The sequence below is a fragment of the Tatumella morbirosei genome (assembly GCF_000757425.2).
Taxonomy (GTDB): domain Bacteria; phylum Pseudomonadota; class Gammaproteobacteria; order Enterobacterales; family Enterobacteriaceae; genus Tatumella; species Tatumella morbirosei.
Window position 1 is genome coordinate 25,714 of record NZ_JPKR02000002.1, and the last position, 16,424, is coordinate 42,137.

General features: G+C 49.6%; 16 protein-coding genes and 1 riboswitch. Of the genes, 13 read left to right on the forward strand and 3 right to left on the reverse strand.

Translation table 11 applies throughout. The features are described from left to right. Positions 1-2 precede the first annotated feature (2 nt). Positions 3-905, reverse strand: coding sequence for a gluconeogenesis factor YvcK family protein (locus HA49_RS01230; protein WP_038019633.1), 903 nt, complete (start codon positions 903-905; stop codon positions 3-5). Between the two features lie 206 nt (positions 906-1,111). Beyond that, positions 1,112-1,249: riboswitch (molybdenum cofactor riboswitch) on the forward strand. Between HA49_RS01230 and moaA the strand changes: the two genes are divergently transcribed. The 11 genes from moaA (at position 1,239) to HA49_RS01285 (ending at position 10,480) form a co-directional block, all read left to right on the forward strand. Then, positions 1,239-2,225: a GTP 3',8-cyclase MoaA gene (gene moaA, locus HA49_RS01235; RefSeq protein ID WP_038019636.1), complete on the forward strand. Its 987-nt coding sequence runs from the start codon at positions 1,239-1,241 to the stop codon at positions 2,223-2,225. It overlaps the preceding riboswitch by 11 nt. A gap of 14 nt (positions 2,226-2,239) precedes the next feature. Next, positions 2,240-2,755 (forward strand): molybdenum cofactor biosynthesis protein B, encoded by a 516-nt coding sequence (gene moaB, locus HA49_RS01240; protein WP_038019639.1) that lies wholly within the window; start codon positions 2,240-2,242, stop codon positions 2,753-2,755. Positions 2,756-2,757: 2 nt separating this feature from the next. Beyond that, positions 2,758-3,243, forward strand: a complete 486-nt coding sequence (gene moaC / locus HA49_RS01245) for a cyclic pyranopterin monophosphate synthase MoaC (protein ID WP_038019641.1) — start codon at positions 2,758-2,760, stop codon at positions 3,241-3,243. Then, entirely contained in the window at positions 3,236-3,481 is a 246-nt protein-coding gene (gene moaD / locus HA49_RS01250) for a molybdopterin synthase sulfur carrier subunit (RefSeq protein WP_038019643.1), read from the forward strand. Before moaC ends, moaD begins: the two co-directional genes overlap by 8 nt. A gap of 5 nt (positions 3,482-3,486) precedes the next feature. After that, positions 3,487-3,951 carry a molybdopterin synthase catalytic subunit MoaE gene (gene moaE / locus HA49_RS01255; RefSeq protein WP_038019646.1) on the forward strand — a complete coding sequence of 155 codons (465 nt, stop codon included), beginning with the start codon at positions 3,487-3,489 and terminating at the stop codon, positions 3,949-3,951. 68 nt (positions 3,952-4,019) lie between these two features. Beyond that, positions 4,020-5,087 carry a DUF1615 domain-containing protein gene (locus tag HA49_RS01260; RefSeq protein WP_038020337.1) on the forward strand — a complete coding sequence of 356 codons (1,068 nt, stop codon included), beginning with the start codon at positions 4,020-4,022 and terminating at the stop codon, positions 5,085-5,087. 73 nt (positions 5,088-5,160) lie between these two features. Continuing rightward, the gene (locus tag HA49_RS01265; protein WP_038019649.1) at positions 5,161-5,871 is read left to right on the forward strand and encodes a Bax inhibitor-1/YccA family protein; all 711 of its coding nucleotides are present in this window, start codon (positions 5,161-5,163) and stop codon (positions 5,869-5,871) included. 453 nt (positions 5,872-6,324) lie between these two features. Further along, complete coding sequence (locus HA49_RS01270; RefSeq protein WP_046791629.1) at positions 6,325-6,717, forward strand: YbhQ family protein; 393 nt, start codon at positions 6,325-6,327, stop codon at positions 6,715-6,717. 223 nt (positions 6,718-6,940) lie between these two features. Beyond that, positions 6,941-8,257: an ATP-dependent RNA helicase RhlE gene (gene rhlE, locus HA49_RS01275; protein ID WP_038019652.1), complete on the forward strand. Its 1,317-nt coding sequence runs from the start codon at positions 6,941-6,943 to the stop codon at positions 8,255-8,257. A gap of 4 nt (positions 8,258-8,261) precedes the next feature. Continuing rightward, on the forward strand, positions 8,262-9,209 hold the full coding sequence (dusC, locus tag HA49_RS01280; RefSeq protein ID WP_038019654.1) for a tRNA dihydrouridine(16) synthase DusC: 948 nt from the start codon (positions 8,262-8,264) through the stop codon (positions 9,207-9,209). Between the two features lie 74 nt (positions 9,210-9,283). Then, entirely contained in the window at positions 9,284-10,480 is a 1,197-nt protein-coding gene (locus HA49_RS01285) for an MFS transporter (RefSeq protein WP_038019657.1), read from the forward strand. Between the two features lie 252 nt (positions 10,481-10,732). Here the strand turns inward: HA49_RS01285 and HA49_RS01290 are convergent, their stop codons facing one another. Together HA49_RS01290 and HA49_RS01295 are read right to left on the reverse strand one after the other, a co-directional pair. Beyond that, the gene (locus HA49_RS01290) at positions 10,733-11,809 is read right to left on the reverse strand and encodes a L,D-transpeptidase family protein (protein WP_038020343.1); all 1,077 of its coding nucleotides are present in this window, start codon (positions 11,807-11,809) and stop codon (positions 10,733-10,735) included. Between the two features lie 147 nt (positions 11,810-11,956). Continuing rightward, positions 11,957-12,532 (reverse strand): DedA family protein, encoded by a 576-nt coding sequence (locus HA49_RS01295; protein WP_038019659.1) that lies wholly within the window; start codon positions 12,530-12,532, stop codon positions 11,957-11,959. Positions 12,533-12,797: 265 nt separating this feature from the next. Between HA49_RS01295 and pbpG the strand changes: the two genes are divergently transcribed. Together pbpG and HA49_RS01305 are read left to right on the forward strand one after the other, a co-directional pair. Beyond that, positions 12,798-13,706 (forward strand): D-alanyl-D-alanine endopeptidase, encoded by a 909-nt coding sequence (gene pbpG, locus HA49_RS01300; protein WP_038019662.1) that lies wholly within the window; start codon positions 12,798-12,800, stop codon positions 13,704-13,706. Positions 13,707-13,893: 187 nt separating this feature from the next. Next, a complete protein-coding gene (locus tag HA49_RS01305; protein ID WP_038019664.1) occupies positions 13,894-16,344 on the forward strand; it encodes a DUF3772 domain-containing protein in 2,451 nt (816 codons plus the stop codon). The last annotated feature ends 80 nt before the right edge of the window (positions 16,345-16,424 follow it).

Sequence of the window (16,424 nt, forward strand, 5' to 3'; positions counted from 1 at the left end):
TATTAACCCAGACTCTGAACGGCCTGTTCCAGGGCAATATGTAACAAGTGGCGATCATGACGGTATTTAATATCTCCGGCTTCGAGCGGATGTTGAATCACATGACGCCCTTCAAGGTGACTGATATCGGCCGCCGGGCTGACAACAATGGCATCAATGACACGGCGGCCTATCACCTGTTCGATATACTGCAGTTTATCACTCACGGTCAGTGAACCTGCCGGGCTTTTCTCTTTACCCAGATTACCAATAAAAATCATTTTGGCCGGTGTACGGCGCAGTGCCGTTGCCATTTGCTCCATTAACAACACCGGCATCAGACTGGTATAAAAACTGCCAGGACCTATCAGAATTAAATCAGCTTCGGCAACCGCCTGCAGGGCTTCGCGGGTTGGCGAGACATCAGGAAATAATTCAAGCGTGGCAGGAATCTCACTCATGGCATCGATGGCTGTTTCACCATACACGGCATGTCCCTGAGGGTCGGTAGCCACCAGATCCACTGGCTGCTCAGACATGGGGATCAGAAACGCGTCCACTTTCAGCACATTCCGGATCAGATTAATGGCCTCCAGTGGCCTGACACTAAGATTATCCAGAGCTTTTAGCATCAGATTGCCCAGATTATGTCCTGCCAGCTCACCCTGGCCACTAAAGCGGTATTCAAACATTGCGGAGGCAATACCGGGCTCGGTAATCAGCTGGTTAAGGCAATTGCGCATGTCGCCCCAGGCGATACCTCCTTCGGAACGACGAATTCTGCCGGTAGAGCCCCCATTATCCGTGGTAGTGACAATGCCGGTTAAACGTGAACCCAGAGCGGATAGTGAAGACATCACACGTCCTAAACCATGCCCTCCGCCGATGGCAACTACGCGGTCTAAATCTGCCAGTGTACGATTCATAAATCTCCTTTTAATGGCGGCTATCCTGTCAGAATAATACGGATATATAACAGCAAACCGTCCGGAGACCTATTCTCGCTGATTGATTGACTGTTTTACAGCGGATTAATCTGCAGGTATCAGTGAACATTTAAAGCGGAGCAACGCTGACAACATGGCTTCTTTATCTGTTTCGCGCTAGAATTCAGACACACGATTATCTGTACTGATAATTTACACTCCAAGCCCCTCGGACCTGTGTTATTGCTGATAATATGGCTGACGGGCCGCAGTTTTAACTGCCAGGGTGTGGGAAGAAATGACCACATCTCCCGACTTCGGAAAGGTGTTCTTGTGTCTCAGTTAATTGATACGTTTGACCGGCGTTTTTACTATCTGCGCCTGTCTGTTACAGATGTATGTAATTTCCGCTGTACTTACTGCCTGCCGGACGGTTACCGGCCAAACAGTGTCCGTAATAAAGGCTTTTTATCACTGGATGAAATCCGGCGAGTGACCCGTGCATTTGCAGCAGCCGGTACTGAGAAAATTCGCATCACCGGTGGCGAACCCTCCATGCGTCGTGATTTTACCGATATTATCGCCGCCATTCGGGAAAATTCAGGGTTGCGAAAAATTGCCACCACGACCAACGGTTACCGGATGGCCCGGGATATCCGGGAGTGGCGCGATGCCGGTCTGACTGCTGTCAATGTCAGTATCGACAGCCTTGACGCCCGCCAGTTTCATGCCATCACCGGACAGGATAAGTTTCACCAGGTGATGGCCGGGATTGATGCGGCTTTTGAGGCAGGCTTTAGCATGGTTAAAGTGAATACCGTGCTGATGCGTGATGTAAACAGCCAGCACCTGCAAACTTTTCTTGGCTGGATTCGTACCCGGCCAATACAACTGCGTTTCATCGAACTTATGGAAACCGGTGACGGTAGTGATTTGTTTAAGAAACACCACATCTCTGGTCAGGTCATTCGTCGTCAGTTACTGGAGCACGGCTGGCAGGCCGGAATCAGGGCCAAAGATGATGGGCCTGCGCAGGTCTTTACCCACCCGGATTATCAGGGCAGTGTGGGCCTGATTATGCCTTACGAAAAAGATTTTTGTCTGAGCTGTAACCGGCTCAGGGTCTCCGCGGTAGGCAATCTGCACTTGTGCCTGTTTGGCGATCACGGAATACCGTTGCGTGATTTACTAGCCAGTGACCAGCAACAGGAGGAATTACAGGCCAGAATCGCCTCCAGTCTGGGACAGAAGAAACAGACCCATTTTCTGCATCAGGGAATGACCGGACATACCCAAAATCTTTCATTTATCGGCGGTTAGTCAGGAGAGACATCATGAGTAAATCCCCAAAGGAATTTGTCCCGTTAACCGTGGCTGTGATGACTGTTTCAGACAGCAGGGATGAACATAACGATACCTCCGGTAACTATTTGAGCGAAGTGGTGGCTGCTACTGGTCATCATCTGGCAGAGCAGGTTATCTGTGCAGATAACCGCTACCAGATTCGTGCGGTGGTTTCACGCTGGATTGCCAGTGAACAGATTCAGGTCATTATTATCAACGGTGGCACCGGCTTTCATGTGAAGAACAGCACGCCGGAAGCACTGTTACCGTTATTCGATCGGACTATTGATGGTTTTGGTGAACTGTTTCGAATGATCTCATTTGAAGAAATTGATTCATCCACATTGCAATCCCGTGCGGTGGCGGGGATGGCTAACCAGACATTAATTTTTGCGATCCCGGGGTCCACGGGGGCCTGTCGTCAGGCATGGGAGAGGATTATTTCATCGCAGATCGATTCGACTACCGCCCCCTGTAATTTCGTTTCACAATTGAAGAAGTTCTGAGTATGTCGCAGCTAACCCATATTAACAGTGCCGGAGAGGCACATATGGTCGATGTTTCGGCCAAGCAGGAAACCGTACGGGAAGCCCGTGCAGAAGCATTTGTTTGTATGAACTCCACCACATTGCAAATGATTATCGATGGCAGCCATCACAAAGGGGATGTATTTGCTACTGCAAGAATTGCCGGTATCCAGGCGGCAAAACGTACCTGGGAACTGATTCCTCTTTGCCATCCGTTGATGCTGAGTAAAGTTGAAGTTTCCCTTACCGCTTTACCGGAAGAGAATCAGATTCATATTGAGACCTTTTGCCGGCTCACGGGTAAAACCGGGGTAGAAATGGAAGCGCTGACCGCCGCCTCTGTGGCTGCACTGACTATCTATGACATGTGCAAAGCGGTACAGAAAGATATTGTGATTGACCGATTACGACTGATGAGCAAATCCGGAGGCAAGTCGGGGGACTTCAGAGCAGATCACCATGATTAATATATTATTATTTGCCAGAGTACGTGAGCTCGCGGACACAGCCAGTCTCGAGATTCCATTTGAGTTCAGCGATGTTGAATCGTTGCGCCTGGCGCTGAGTGGCCGTGATAAAAACTGGGCTCTGGCGATGGAACAAGGAAAATTACTGGCGGCGGTAAATCAGACGCTTGTTCCGTTCAGTCACCCTTTAAAGGACGGCGATGAAGTAGCATTCTTCCCGCCGGTTACCGGAGGCTAACCTCTATGAATCAGACCCTTATTCGGGTAGGCGAAGCGTCATTTTCAGTGACAGAAGCTCATCAGTGGTTGTCAGAAAATGACGCGGATGGCGCCATTGTGACCTTTACCGGCAAAGTACGTAATCATAACTCGGGCGACAGTGTGGCAACGCTGACACTGGAACATTATCCGTCTATGACCGAAAAAGTGCTGGAATCAATTGCCGCTGAAGCCCGGCGGCGCTGGCAACTGCAGAGAATCGTGATCATACACCGCGTCGGTAGCCTGACGGCAGGTGAGCAGATTGTATTTGTCGGTGTCAGTTCAGCTCACCGTAACAGCGCATTTGCCGGAGCAGAGTACATCATGGATATTCTGAAGACCCGGGCCCCGTTCTGGAAGCGGGAAACGACGCCTCAGGGCGATCGCTGGCTGGACGCGAAAGAGAGCGACCATCAGGCCGCCAAACGCTGGTTAGCGTCGGACTGATGCCGGAGTCAGTGCTGGGTTTTATCTGTCATCGCTATTGCAGACTGAGCAGACAGCGGATCACGGGGATGAGTGGTTTACTGGTATTGCTGTTGCTGAACGGTTGCAGTCAGCATTCAGTCACTGCGCCGGCGCAAAAGCCGGTGACGGTGAAAGCCAAAATTCAGCGTCTGCTGCCGCCAACCGTTACCGATAAAGCGGGCTGGGCGGAGGATATTTATCAAAGCTTTCAGCATCAGTCATTATCACCTTCGGCAGATAATGTATGTGCTGTTATTGCTGTTGCTGGCCAGGAATCCGGATTTAATCCGAATGCTCCCGTCAATGGTTTACCCGCGATTGCTCTGAAAGAAATCTACCGGCGGGCGGCGACTCTTTATATTCCCCGGTTTCTGGTTAACACGGCGTTGAAAATTCCTTCATCAGACGGACGCAGTTACGCTGAGCGTCTGAATACAGTGCATACCGAAAAACAGTTGAGTGACATTTTCGATGATCTGATCGACAGAGTTCCTCTGGGACAACGGCTGTTTGGGAATCTGAATCCTGTTCATACCGGGGGGCCAATGCAGGTCAGCATTGCGTTTGCCGAGGCTCACGACGCCGGTTATCCATGGCCAGTGAAACATTCTGTTCGTCAGGAGGTTTTCAGTCGTCGGGGGGGAGTCTGGTTCGGAACATTGCATCTTTTGGGCTACCCGGCAGATTATCCGGCCATGTTGTACCGCTTCGCGGATTTCAACGCGGGGTGGTATGCCAGCCGCAACGCGGCTTTTCAGGCTGCCGTGATGCAACTCACCGGGCGTAAACTTGCTCTGGATGGTGATTTAGTTCGCTATGACAGTGATGCTGCAGGAGCCACTGAACAGGCAGTCCTCAGCCTGCAGTCACGACTAGGCTTAAGTGCTACAGAGATTCACCGCCAACTCACACAGGGAGAGTCTCCTGAATTTCAGCAGAGTCAAGTCTGGCAACAGGTTTTCCGGCTGGCTGATAAGCAGAAGGGAAGCGCGTTACCCCGCCAACGGTTACCTGGCATCGAACTGAACAGTCCCAAAATCACCCGCAATCTGACCACTGCCTGGTTTGCCCAACGGGTCAACAGTCGCTATCAACAATGCCTGGCACGGCAATGATCGGTGACTGGCGTAACTGACCTGATTTGTGTCACACTGTCAATATCTGTTTAACCGTCTAAAGAGGTGAATCATGGAGCGATATCAACGACAGGATAATTCGGCATTGCAACGGGCAGGCTCGGGTCTGCAAACTTATATGGCACAGGTCTATGGATGGATGACTTGCGGGCTGTTACTTACGGCGTTTATCAGCTGGTATGCGGCCAGAACCCCACGGGTGATGGAGTTCGTTTTCTCCAGTCAGTTGACGTTTTTTGGATTGATCATTATTCAGTTAGCTGTTGTGTTTATCTTATCCGGAATGGTCCATAAAATGAGCAGCGCACTGGCGACCTCATTGTTTATGCTCTATTCCGCACTGACCGGGCTGACACTGGCAAGTATTTTTCTTGTCTACACGTATTCATCAATTGCCAGCACTTTCTTCGTGACGGCCGGAATGTTTGGTGCCATGACCTTATTTGGCTATACCACCAAACGCGATTTAAGCCGGCTGGGTAGCCTGATGTTTATGGCACTGATTGGTATTCTGATTGCTTCACTGGTGAATTTCTGGCTGAAAAGCACCGCGATGATGTGGGCTATTACCTATATTGGTGTTGTGGTGTTCGTCGGTTTGACAGCCTATGACACTCAGAAGCTTAAGAATATTGGCGAATCGATTAACGCTGATGATAAGGAAAATCTTCGCCGATACAGTATTGTCGGAGCGCTGACCTTGTATCTTGATTTTATCAACCTGTTCCTGATGCTGTTGCGGATTTTCGGCAACCGCCGGTAACTACAATACATTCCAACACAGGGGCCAACCGGCCCCTGTGTTTTTATGCGAACGTCCTCTTGTCTTCCCGTTCCCGGTGATGGCCTTCTGCTGCTTTTGTTCGTGGGTGTCGCACTGTTCAAAACAGCATTTTTTGCGCCGGGAAAGAGCGGAATATCGACTTTAAACGAAAAAATCTGTTTTTACCTCATCTCACTAAAATCGGGCCTTGCAGGCGCATAACTGACTGCCTGACGGGGGGCAGGATTGCAAAAAATGAAATAAAAGTGATTTTTGTGGCATAATACTGTCGCTGAGTCACCTGGTCCGCAAAGAAAACTGGTGTTCTGATCACATTTGAACAACAGAAAATCAAAAATCACAGGTGCTTTTTTTGAAACTGGATTAGTCTGATAATCCTTACCGACATGTCGGTTTGTATCGGCGGCGTTCTTGCCTGCCAGGAGAGAAAAAATGAAATGGTCTAATCGCGTTAAGATTATCACCGGTCAAACCTGCTTCCATATTGCAATGCATCTGAGTGTCGTATTGCTGCTGGTGTGGGGCTGGAAACACCGGTTACTGACGGAGGTCAGTGCCAGTCTGGTGACGGCTTATGTCGTATTACTGTTGGCAATGATAGTGACGCAACGCTTACCACGTCTGCGGGTCGCGGGCGATTATCTGGAAGAAGCCAGTACCACCTACTATTTTGGCGCAGCTATGCTGTCCCTGTTCCTGTTCTCACGGGTAATCCATAATCCTTTACTGGTGGGTGCGCTGGGGGTTGTGATGTTGGTAGGGCCGGCGTTGATCTCCCTGTTGGCTAAAGAGCCTGTCCGTCAGATAGAAAAAAAACGTAGTTAATTCCGTTAGTTCTGTAGGATCAGTCATGACAATATCTGCTGATCCTTTACCATTCCGCCATCATTGATAGCCCGGGGCTCTCGCACAGTGACCTTAACTCTGTTAAACTGCCTACATCATGCATCGTAGTTTTTGCCCCTGACTTATCTCTGAGTCACATGACATAACCCCCTGAAAACTGCACCGTTACTTACGGTCAGGGCGTCCCGGAGTAATATTTTCCATGTCTTTTGAATCTCTCGGTCTTAGTGCCGATATTTTGCGTGCTGTCAGTGAACAAGGCTACAGCGAGCCGACACCTATTCAGAAACAGGCGATTCCTGTGGTTCTTGCGGGCGGAGACCTGTTAGCCAGTGCTCAGACGGGCACCGGGAAAACCGCCGGTTTCACCCTGCCGCTATTGCAACGGTTATCCGCGTCACAGCCTTCGGTCATCAAAGGCCGACGTCCGGTCAGGGCATTAATCCTGACTCCTACCCGCGAACTGGCGGCTCAGGTGGGGGAGAACGTACGTGAATACAGCCGTTATCTGAACCTGCGTTCGTTGGTCGTTTTCGGTGGAGTCAGTATTAATCCGCAGATGATGAAGCTGCGTGGCGGTGTTGATATTCTGGTTGCCACACCGGGCCGGTTGCTGGACCTGGTTCATCAGAATGCCGCTGATTTGTCAGCGGTCGAAATTCTGGTGCTGGATGAAGCTGACCGTATGCTTGATATGGGCTTTATTCATGATATCCGCCGTGTACTGGCAAAGCTGCCTCCACGCCGCCAGAATTTACTGTTTTCAGCCACCTTTTCTGACGATATTAAAGCGCTGGCAGAAAAGCTGCTTGATCGTCCGTCATTGATTGAAGTGGTTCGGCGCAATACCGCCTCTGAGCAGGTGAGTCAGCAGGTACATTTTGTTGATAAAAAACGTAAACGTGAATTACTGTCTTATCTGATAGGCCGTGATAACTGGCAGCAGGTATTGGTTTTTACCCGCACAAAACATGGTGCTAACCACCTTGCAGAACAACTAAACAAAGACGGAATTACAGCAGCAGCGATTCACGGTAATAAAAGCCAGGGAGCACGTACCCGTGCTCTGGCGGACTTTAAAACTGGTGAAATTCGTGTTCTGGTTGCCACAGATATCGCCGCCCGCGGTATTGATATCGAAGAACTGCCACATGTAGTAAATTATGAACTGCCTAATGTTGCAGAAGATTATGTGCATCGTATTGGTCGTACGGGTCGGGCGGCTTCTACCGGCGCTGCATTGTCTCTGGTATGTGTGGACGAGCACAAATTACTGCGGGACATTGAGCGGTTGCTGAAGCGTGAAATTCCACGTCTGGCTATTCCGGGTTATGAGCCTGATCCTTCCATTAAAGCCGAACCTATTCAGAATGGGCGGCAGGGGGGACGTGACCGTCGCCCTGGTGGTCAGGGCCAGGGGGCAGGCCGTGGTCAAAGTTCGCGTCCGCCACGTGCGGATAATAAAGGCAGCCAGCGTCCACGTCGTCCGGCAGCAGCAAAGAAAACGGAACGGACCTGACAGTATGCGGGTATTGCTGGCCCCGATGGAAGGTGTCCTTGATTCTCTGGTCAGACATCTTCTTTCTGAAGTCAATGAATATGATCTCTGTATCACCGAATTTCTTCGTGTGGTTGATCAGCTTCTGCCTGCTAAATCTTTCTACCGGCTCTGTCCCGAATTACATCATGCCAGCCGGACCTCCTCCGGCACTTTGGTCAGAGTTCAGTTGCTGGGGCAGCACCCGGGCTGGCTGGCAGAAAATGCTGCCAGAGCGATTGAGCTCGGATCATATGGTGTCGATCTTAACTGCGGTTGCCCATCAAAACTGGTGAATGGCAGTGGTGGCGGAGCCACGCTGCTTAAAGACCCTGCTGTGATTTATCAGGCGGCTAAAGCGATGCGCGAAGCCGTACCTGCTGAATTGCCGGTAACAGTCAAAGTCAGGCTGGGGTGGGATTCGATTTCCCGTTGCCATGAAATTGCTGATGCCGTCGCTAGTGCCGGCGCGACAGAAATTGTGGTTCATGGGCGAACCAAAGAAGATGGTTATCGTGCCGAGGCTATTAACTGGCAGGCGATTGGTGAAATACGTCAGCGGTTATCAATTCCGGTAATTGCCAACGGCGAAATCTGGGATCATGAAAGTGCCGCCGCTTGTCGTACGGTTACCGGGTGCGATGCGGTGATGGTCGGCAGAGGAGCGCTGAATATCCCTAATCTCAGCCGGGTCATCAAGTATAATGAAGCCCCGATGCCCTGGACACAGGTCGTTCAGTTGCTAAATAAATACTGTCAGCTGGAAAAGCAGGGAGATACCGGGTTATACCATGTTGCGCGGATTAAACAGTGGCTGGGTTATCTGCGTAAAGCTTACCCTGAGGCCATTGAAACATTTACCCGTGTGCGGGCATTAAAAACCTCCGCAGAGATTGCACAGACGGTCAGTACGATTGCAGCTAACACGTTGTGACATATAGATGTTGTGATCATCATCAACTGTGATAATGTGCATTTAGTCCTTCTTCTCCGGGTTTTCAGTTTATCATGTCCGAATCAGTGGTACTGAGTCGTTCTCAGTTAAACAAACGAATCTTATCTGTCATTATTTTTACCTTTTTCTGCTATTTATCCGTCGGTCTGCCACTGGCGGTGTTGCCTGGTTTTGTCCACCACCAGCTCGGCTTTAGTTCCTTTATTGCCGGAGTGATTATCAGTCTGCAATATTTCTCTACTCTGGTCAGTCGCCCGCAAAGTGGCAGGCTTGCCGACAGTATGGGGCCAAAAAAGGTCGTTATGCTTGGCCTGGTATTATGTGGAATGAGCGGCGTACTGACGATTATTGCGGCCTGTTTAACCTCCAGGCCGTTACTGAGCTTATCGCTACTGGCTGCTGGCCGGATATTCCTTGGATTTGGCGAGAGTTTTAGCAGTACCGGTTCTACGTTATGGGGTATGAATATTGCGGGTCCGGTACATACGGCGCGGGTCATTTCATGGAATGGCGTCGCCACCTATATGGCAATGGCGATTGGCGCCCCACTGGGAGTGATGTTGAATCAGGGCCTGGGAGTGTTTGGCTTTGCCGGTCTGGTTGCACTGATGGGTGCTGCAGGTTTCTTTCTGGCTAGCCGGAAACCCGCGGTGGTGGTGACGGTAGGCCAACGGGTTCCGTTTAGTCAGGTATTTCGCCGGGTCTGGATTTATGGTGTTGCCCTGGGGCTGGGAACCATTGGTTTTGGAGTGATAGCGACCTTTATCACCCTTTACTTCAGCAGCCGGGGCTGGAGCGGTGCGGCCATGACCCTGACTCTCTACAGCCTGGGTTTTGCAGGTGTCCGGTTAGTTTCAGGCAATGCGATCACCCGGTTTGGGGGCATCAAAGTATCGCTGGTGTCGTTTATTGTCGAAGCTATAGGATTGTTTCTGTTATGGCATGCAGATTCAGTACTGGCGGCAGATATCGGGGCATTATTGACCGGTTGTGGTTTTTCCCTGATTTTTCCTGCTCTGGGAGTAGAAGCCGTAAAACAGGTAGAACAGCAAAGTCAGGGTTCGGCACTGGGTACCTATTCAGCATTTTTGGATTTTGGCCTGGGCATTACCGGACCTGTTGCCGGACTATTGATGAATCATCTTGGGATTCGTTCGGTCTATCTGGCTGCATCACTGGTAGTGGTTGCCGGGATACTCATGATGATTCGGCTACTTATGCGCCCGGCTAAACCATTACCAACCAGTTAACTGGTCAGTGATTGCCTGGCCAATATAACGCTCTGTTTATCAGTGCGTTTTTTACCCGCAATAGAGTGAGCAGATATGACAGGAGAGGCCGAAAGTGCGGGTGCTGGTTGACACCTGCGGATGGGCAGTTTGTCGGAAAAATAAGATCGTAAAAAAACTGCCTGTTCGGAACTACACCTTACTCAGTGGATGATCCAACTTTTGGGGTGTAGTACTTCGCGGGCAGTTTTATATTTCAGTCAGAGCCAGTTTTTACTCAACAGGACCAGGCTGAGTAATGGTTGCCGGGGCATTGGTCTGAATGATATTGGCACCTTGGTCAGACATTGGAGTCATCGGTTCTTCTTTGGGTAACGCAGAGTCATTTTCAGGCACAGGATGCGGAGTAGTATCGATATTGTTTTCCACACCATTAATTTTCACTGGCATTCCGCTACGGGCTTTCAGCGCTGCATTCAGTACGTTCTGATTAATACTCGGGTCTGACAGCAATTTACTGACCGCCGGAGTTATCGTCAGAGGGACCTCAACGTTAGAAGTAAACTGTTCTTCTGTGGTAGACAGAGGGTTATGTACTTCGATATAACGCGAGCCGTCAGGTTCGACGGCAGCCTTGACAGGTTCATTGATAAATTGCACACGGGTTCCGACCGGCACATTTTCAAACAACCATTTAATGTCGTCAGCGCGAAGGCGGACACAACCATGGCTAACACGTAATCCGATACCAAAGTTAGCATTGGTACCATGGATGGCATACAGGTTTCCGATATACAGCGCAAACAGACCCATAGGGTTATCAGGACCCGCCGGGAAGACCGTGGGGATATTTTGACCGTTAGCAATATATTCTGCGTGCATTGCTTTAGTCGGAGTCCATGTCGGGTTAGGACGTTTAGACTTAATAGTGGTGACCCAGTTCAGAGGTGTGTCTTTACCTAACTGACCGATACCGATAGGCAGTACTACGACGGTGTTGGTACCCTTCGGATAGTAGTACAAGCGCATTTCAGCACTGTTAATAACGATACCTTCACGCGGTGCATCAGGTAACAGTAATTGCTGTGGAATGACCAGATGGGTTCCGCCTTTTGGCAAATAGACATCCACACCAGGATTGGCTTCCAGAATATTACTTAGCCCCATCTGATACTGAGAAGCAAAAGCTTCCAGTGGCAAATGGTTGTTCTGCGGAAGGGTGATCTGCAGATTCTCACCAATCAGACTGCTCTTCGCCGGGGGCAAAGGGTAAACCACTGCTAACGCTGAATGGCTGTAAGCCGCTAATGCCAGCGCAAATGAAGCTAAGACGCGAATGCTATTTTTCATGATCATATAACTTATTAGTGCCTGAATATGGGCTTGTTAAGGTTCCTGTAGCAGGACCGTGTTCTGTCCGGCTGCACATTATATGGGCTAAACCCGGAATCGGAAACTGACATTTTACAACCAGGCAGTTCTCCCGCGGTTCACCGGTCATTGTTGTCGTCGTTGCCGCAAAAAGCGAATACCTTTCCAGACTATGTACAATACCACTGCGATTCCTGCAACCCAGAACACCGGTTTCAGATACTCATCCAGCCTGTCAAACCATGGGGCAATCAGTTTCCCGGCAAAGTAACCAAGACTGACAAAAATTAACGCCCAGACTAACGCACCAATCACATTGAAAATCAGAAACCGGCGGGGTGATAGCTGGCTTGACCCAATAATAATGGGTCCAATAATGCGGAAACCATACATAAAACGTACACCAATCACAAATAAACTGGGGTGACGGTTGATCAGTTCACTGGCCCTGGCCACCTTATCCTGGTGATTATTGAACTTAGACAGTAGCCGGGTTCCATAACGGCGGCCTAGCCAGTACAGCAATTGATCGCCAATGATCCCTCCGGTCATGGCGGCCACGACCACGCCGGCAAAATGCAGTAATCCTTTATGAGCTGCGATGCCGCCAAGTAATACAAAAGTCTCACCTTCAGCCATACAACCCAGTAACAGGGCGAAATAACCGTAATGGTGAATCAGTGAGTTAATATCGATATGCAACGTTACGAGTCCTGGTCTGGTTCAGCAAAATTTAAGTTTACACGGCATTACGCTTTGGTGCGATGCCGGGACTCTGAGATATCATGTCTGCGGGATCACGGGTTTGTCAGACTTTCTTACAAATTCCGTGTCATAGCGACTCTCTCTGTTTTGGGCATTTTTCCTGTGGAAGGCGTATGATGCTGCCGCCAGCGGCATAAAATCGGCTATGGCTCCGCGGCCTGTGCCTGCACAGCATTAAATACATTCAGGTATCTTTGAGAAAATGTCCTTAAAATTACGCCATTCTTTACTTTTTTTTGCACTTTGTACCCCTCTGACAACTGCCATCATACCGGCTCAGGCTGAACGCAGTACTCCGGATGTTGTCAGTACAGTACAGCCTCAGATTGCTTCCGGGAGTGCGTTGGTGATTGACCTGAACACCAATAAAGTACTGTTTTCCAGCCACCCTGACAGGGTACGGCCGATCGCCTCACTGACCAAACTTATGACGGTAATGGTGGTCCTGGATGCACATCAGTCGCTGGATGAAGTGATTAATGTGGATATCAGCCATACTCCTGAAATGAGGGGGGTATTTTCGCGGGTAAAGCTAAACAGTGAAATCAGCCGTCGTAATATGATGTTGCTGGCACTCATGTCTTCAGAAAACCGGGCCGCTGCCAGCCTGGCAGCTCATTACCCTGGAGGGTATCAGGCATTTATCGTGGCGATGAATAATAAAGCCCGTTCACTTGGCATGATGCATACTCATTATGTCGAGCCCACGGGTTTATCACTGCAAAATGTCTCCACCGCCAGTGATTTAGTAAAGTTACTGAAAGCCACAGAACGGTATCCTCTGATAGGTGAACTGAGTAAAACGAAAGAAGAAACTGCGGTATTCAGTCATCCGGCGTATGCTCTGCCTTTCCGTAATACGAACCATCTGGTGTATAACGATAAATGGAATATCCGTCTCACCAAAACCGGTTATACCGATGAAGCGGGTCATTGTCTGGCCATGAGAACCACTATCAATGGCCGTCCGGTTGCCCTGGTGGTGCTGGATGCTTTCGGTAAATATACCCATTTTGCGGACGCCACCAGGATTCGAAGCTGGCTGGAAACCGGCAAAGCGGCTCCGGTGCCAGCGGCAGCTCTGGCGTATAAGAAAGAGAAAGCGCTGTAACCCAATCCGGTACTGCTGAATTACTGGTTACGTGGCCAGATTTTCGGGAGATCAGCTTATCCGGGCTTTCCGGAAGTCCATTTTCAGTGCCATTCTTATAGCTGAGTGGGGCATAACCCTCTACAACCTATAGCTGGCCAGTTATTTTTGAATTCATTGTTCTGCTATCTTTGGATACAACGTCATTATGCGTATTTTATCGATCACCTTTAGACTATTTTTATTACTGATAGGCTTGCAGATTTCGGTGCAGGTCTATGCGGACAATACTGATAACGGCCAGCAAACCACCGCAGCGCCCCAGGTGAATGCCAGCCGTGAACTGTCCAAAATGCAGATCATCCTCGATAAAATTAAAGGGCAGGTGTCAGGATCGACCAACGATGCATCACTAAGTCAGCTGAATGATATGGCGCAGCAGTTGTCAGAAAATGCGGATACCCTGGGACAGAGTCTTATTCCCGAACGACAGAAAGTGGAGGCTCAGCTTGCTGTGTTGGGCGCCGCTCCAGCCCCCGGCAGTGGTGTCAGGGAAACGGCGGATGTTACTAACCAACGTCGTTCTCTGGAAGCCAAAAAAACTGAGCTGGACAATCAGATTAAGCAGGCCGACAGCCTGAAAAATGGCAGTCTGAATCTGTCTGCTCAAATTCTTAATTTACGTCGCGACCAGCTAAAAACGCAACTGGCGTTGAATTCAGGCAGTATTTTATCGTCAGCGTTTTGGCAACCACTGTATAACAGTAATCAGTTTGACCGGGAGAAGATCACTAATTTCGGGGCTGAACTACTCAATACGGTGACACTTTCGTGGGCGCCGGAATGGAGGGCAGGCACCCTTTGCTGGTTATTAGCGGCAGTGTTGGTGATGGTGTTAGGTCGCCGATATATGGAAGAGTTCCTGGCCTGGGTCAGCATTAATAAATTACCTGAAGGACGGCTAAGACGCAGTTTTTTGGCAACGGCAGTAGCCCTGACGACCCTGCTGGCTATCGTTTTGTCATTCAATTTCCTGGCACATGCCTTTACCCGGATTGACGAGGTGAACAGTGATGTGGAGGACTATGTTACTCGTCTGGTCTATCTGAGTATCAGTTGTGGTCTGATTGCGGGACTGGGCAGAGCATTTTTATCAACCCGTCGTCCTTCGTGGCGTCTTGCCAATATCAGTAATGAAGTTGCGCAGGCGATGAAGCCTTTTCCGACGATTATTGCCTCACTGGTATTTATTTTTCAGGCTCTGGAAAGTTTTAACTACAGTGTCGGCACTAGTGTAAATACCACAGTATTTGGTAATGGTTTGACCGCATTACTGATCGGAATATTCTGCGTGGTGATTGTGCTGCGGATCAAACGTACCCGTCGGCGAATGAAAAATGAAGATAATACCCCTCCGGCTCGTTCGACACTGGCCGCACTGATTGAGTTTGCGTTGTTCGTTACCGGCCTTGTGATTCTGCTGTCACTGATGATTGGATATGTGTCGTTTGGTCGCTTTGTCAGTTATGAAACGGTCTGGGTTGGTATTTTGTTCAGTTCGTTCTATTTGTTGAGCCATCTGGCTGGTGACAGCAGTGAAGCCATTTTTTCTACCAGTAATGCCTGTGGTCGGCGGGTACAAAGTTCGTTGAATATTCAGGAACGTTACCTGACTCAGTTTTCTTCGCTGCTGGCCGCAGTATTAAAATCTGTGCTGGTACTTCTGCTGGTGTTCGGCTTATTTAACGGCACCATTACCTCTTCCTCACCGGCTGACATGCTTCAGAAAGCCCTGGCGTTCTGGGGAGGTAAAGGGCTGGAAAAGCTGAACATCGTGCCTTCACAGGTCGTCAATGCCATTATTATGTTGATTGCCAGTATCTGCGTTTTACGCCGAGTACGTCGTTGGCTGGACGATGAATTCTTACCTAAGACCGCGATGGACAAAGGGATGCGGGTATCCGTGGTCACCTTGTTCAGTAACGTTGGCTATGTGTTAGTGGTACTGATGACACTGTCTGTGATGGGGGTACAGTGGAACAAACTGGCCTGGATTGTCAGTGCATTATCGGTAGGGATTGGTTTCGGTCTGCAGGAGATTGTTAAAAACTTTATTTCTGGTTTGATTCTGCTGACAGAACGCCCGGTGAAGGTCGGAGATCTCGTCGGGATTGGGGGTTATGAAGGGGATATCCGTCGTATTAATGTCAGGGCTACTGAAATCCAGCTGTCGGATAAATCTACGGTCATTGTGCCAAATTCTCAGCTGATTTCTCAGAATGTGCGTAATGCGACCATGGGCAATGCTCAGGGGGTGGTGACTATTCCGATGACCTTCCCGTTGGATATAGACCCGGTTAAAGTCAAAGAGATTTTACTCAGTGTTTATAGTGAAAATGAACGCATACTTGAGAACTCGGCACCTTCGGTAAGTTTTAAGGATCTCTCTTCACAAGGGATTTCACTCAGCGTCACCGGTAATGTCGCGACTCAGCGTCTGATTTCGTCAGTGAAAAGTGAGTTGCTGTTTGAGATCCTGGTGCGTCTGAGAGATGAAGGCATTGCACTGTCATCTCCACAGACCATGGTGATTGAACAGAGATCATCAGCCGGTGCGGCGGATCCTGTAGAGATATTATCTGCTGATCGTCAGGGATGACCCTTAAGCACGGTGGCATTCGTTCCCGACGTCCGTGATGCATGCTATGCTTTTCATAAGCCTTTTCAGACCGGTGCAGG

What these genes read in the sequence shown, in the direction of transcription:
- HA49_RS01230 (WP_038019633.1), bottom strand. Translation starts at nt 905, where the DNA reads ATGAATCGTACACTGGCAGATTTAGACCGCGTAGTTGCCATCGGCGGA.
- moaB (WP_038019639.1), top strand. Translation starts at nt 2,240, where the DNA reads ATGAGTAAATCCCCAAAGGAATTTGTCCCGTTAACCGTGGCTGTGATG.
- moaC (WP_038019641.1), top strand. Translation starts at nt 2,758, where the DNA reads ATGTCGCAGCTAACCCATATTAACAGTGCCGGAGAGGCACATATGGTC.
- moaD (WP_038019643.1), top strand. Translation starts at nt 3,236, where the DNA reads ATGATTAATATATTATTATTTGCCAGAGTACGTGAGCTCGCGGACACA.
- moaE (WP_038019646.1), top strand. Translation starts at nt 3,487, where the DNA reads ATGAATCAGACCCTTATTCGGGTAGGCGAAGCGTCATTTTCAGTGACA.
- HA49_RS01260 (WP_038020337.1), top strand. Translation starts at nt 4,020, where the DNA reads ATGAGTGGTTTACTGGTATTGCTGTTGCTGAACGGTTGCAGTCAGCAT.
- HA49_RS01265 (WP_038019649.1), top strand. Translation starts at nt 5,161, where the DNA reads ATGGAGCGATATCAACGACAGGATAATTCGGCATTGCAACGGGCAGGC.
- HA49_RS01270 (WP_046791629.1), top strand. Translation starts at nt 6,325, where the DNA reads ATGAAATGGTCTAATCGCGTTAAGATTATCACCGGTCAAACCTGCTTC.
- rhlE (WP_038019652.1), top strand. Translation starts at nt 6,941, where the DNA reads ATGTCTTTTGAATCTCTCGGTCTTAGTGCCGATATTTTGCGTGCTGTC.
- dusC (WP_038019654.1), top strand. Translation starts at nt 8,262, where the DNA reads ATGCGGGTATTGCTGGCCCCGATGGAAGGTGTCCTTGATTCTCTGGTC.
- HA49_RS01285 (WP_038019657.1), top strand. Translation starts at nt 9,284, where the DNA reads ATGTCCGAATCAGTGGTACTGAGTCGTTCTCAGTTAAACAAACGAATC.
- HA49_RS01290 (WP_038020343.1), bottom strand. Translation starts at nt 11,809, where the DNA reads ATGAAAAATAGCATTCGCGTCTTAGCTTCATTTGCGCTGGCATTAGCG.
- pbpG (WP_038019662.1), top strand. Translation starts at nt 12,798, where the DNA reads ATGTCCTTAAAATTACGCCATTCTTTACTTTTTTTTGCACTTTGTACC.
- HA49_RS01305 (WP_038019664.1), top strand. Translation starts at nt 13,894, where the DNA reads ATGCGTATTTTATCGATCACCTTTAGACTATTTTTATTACTGATAGGC.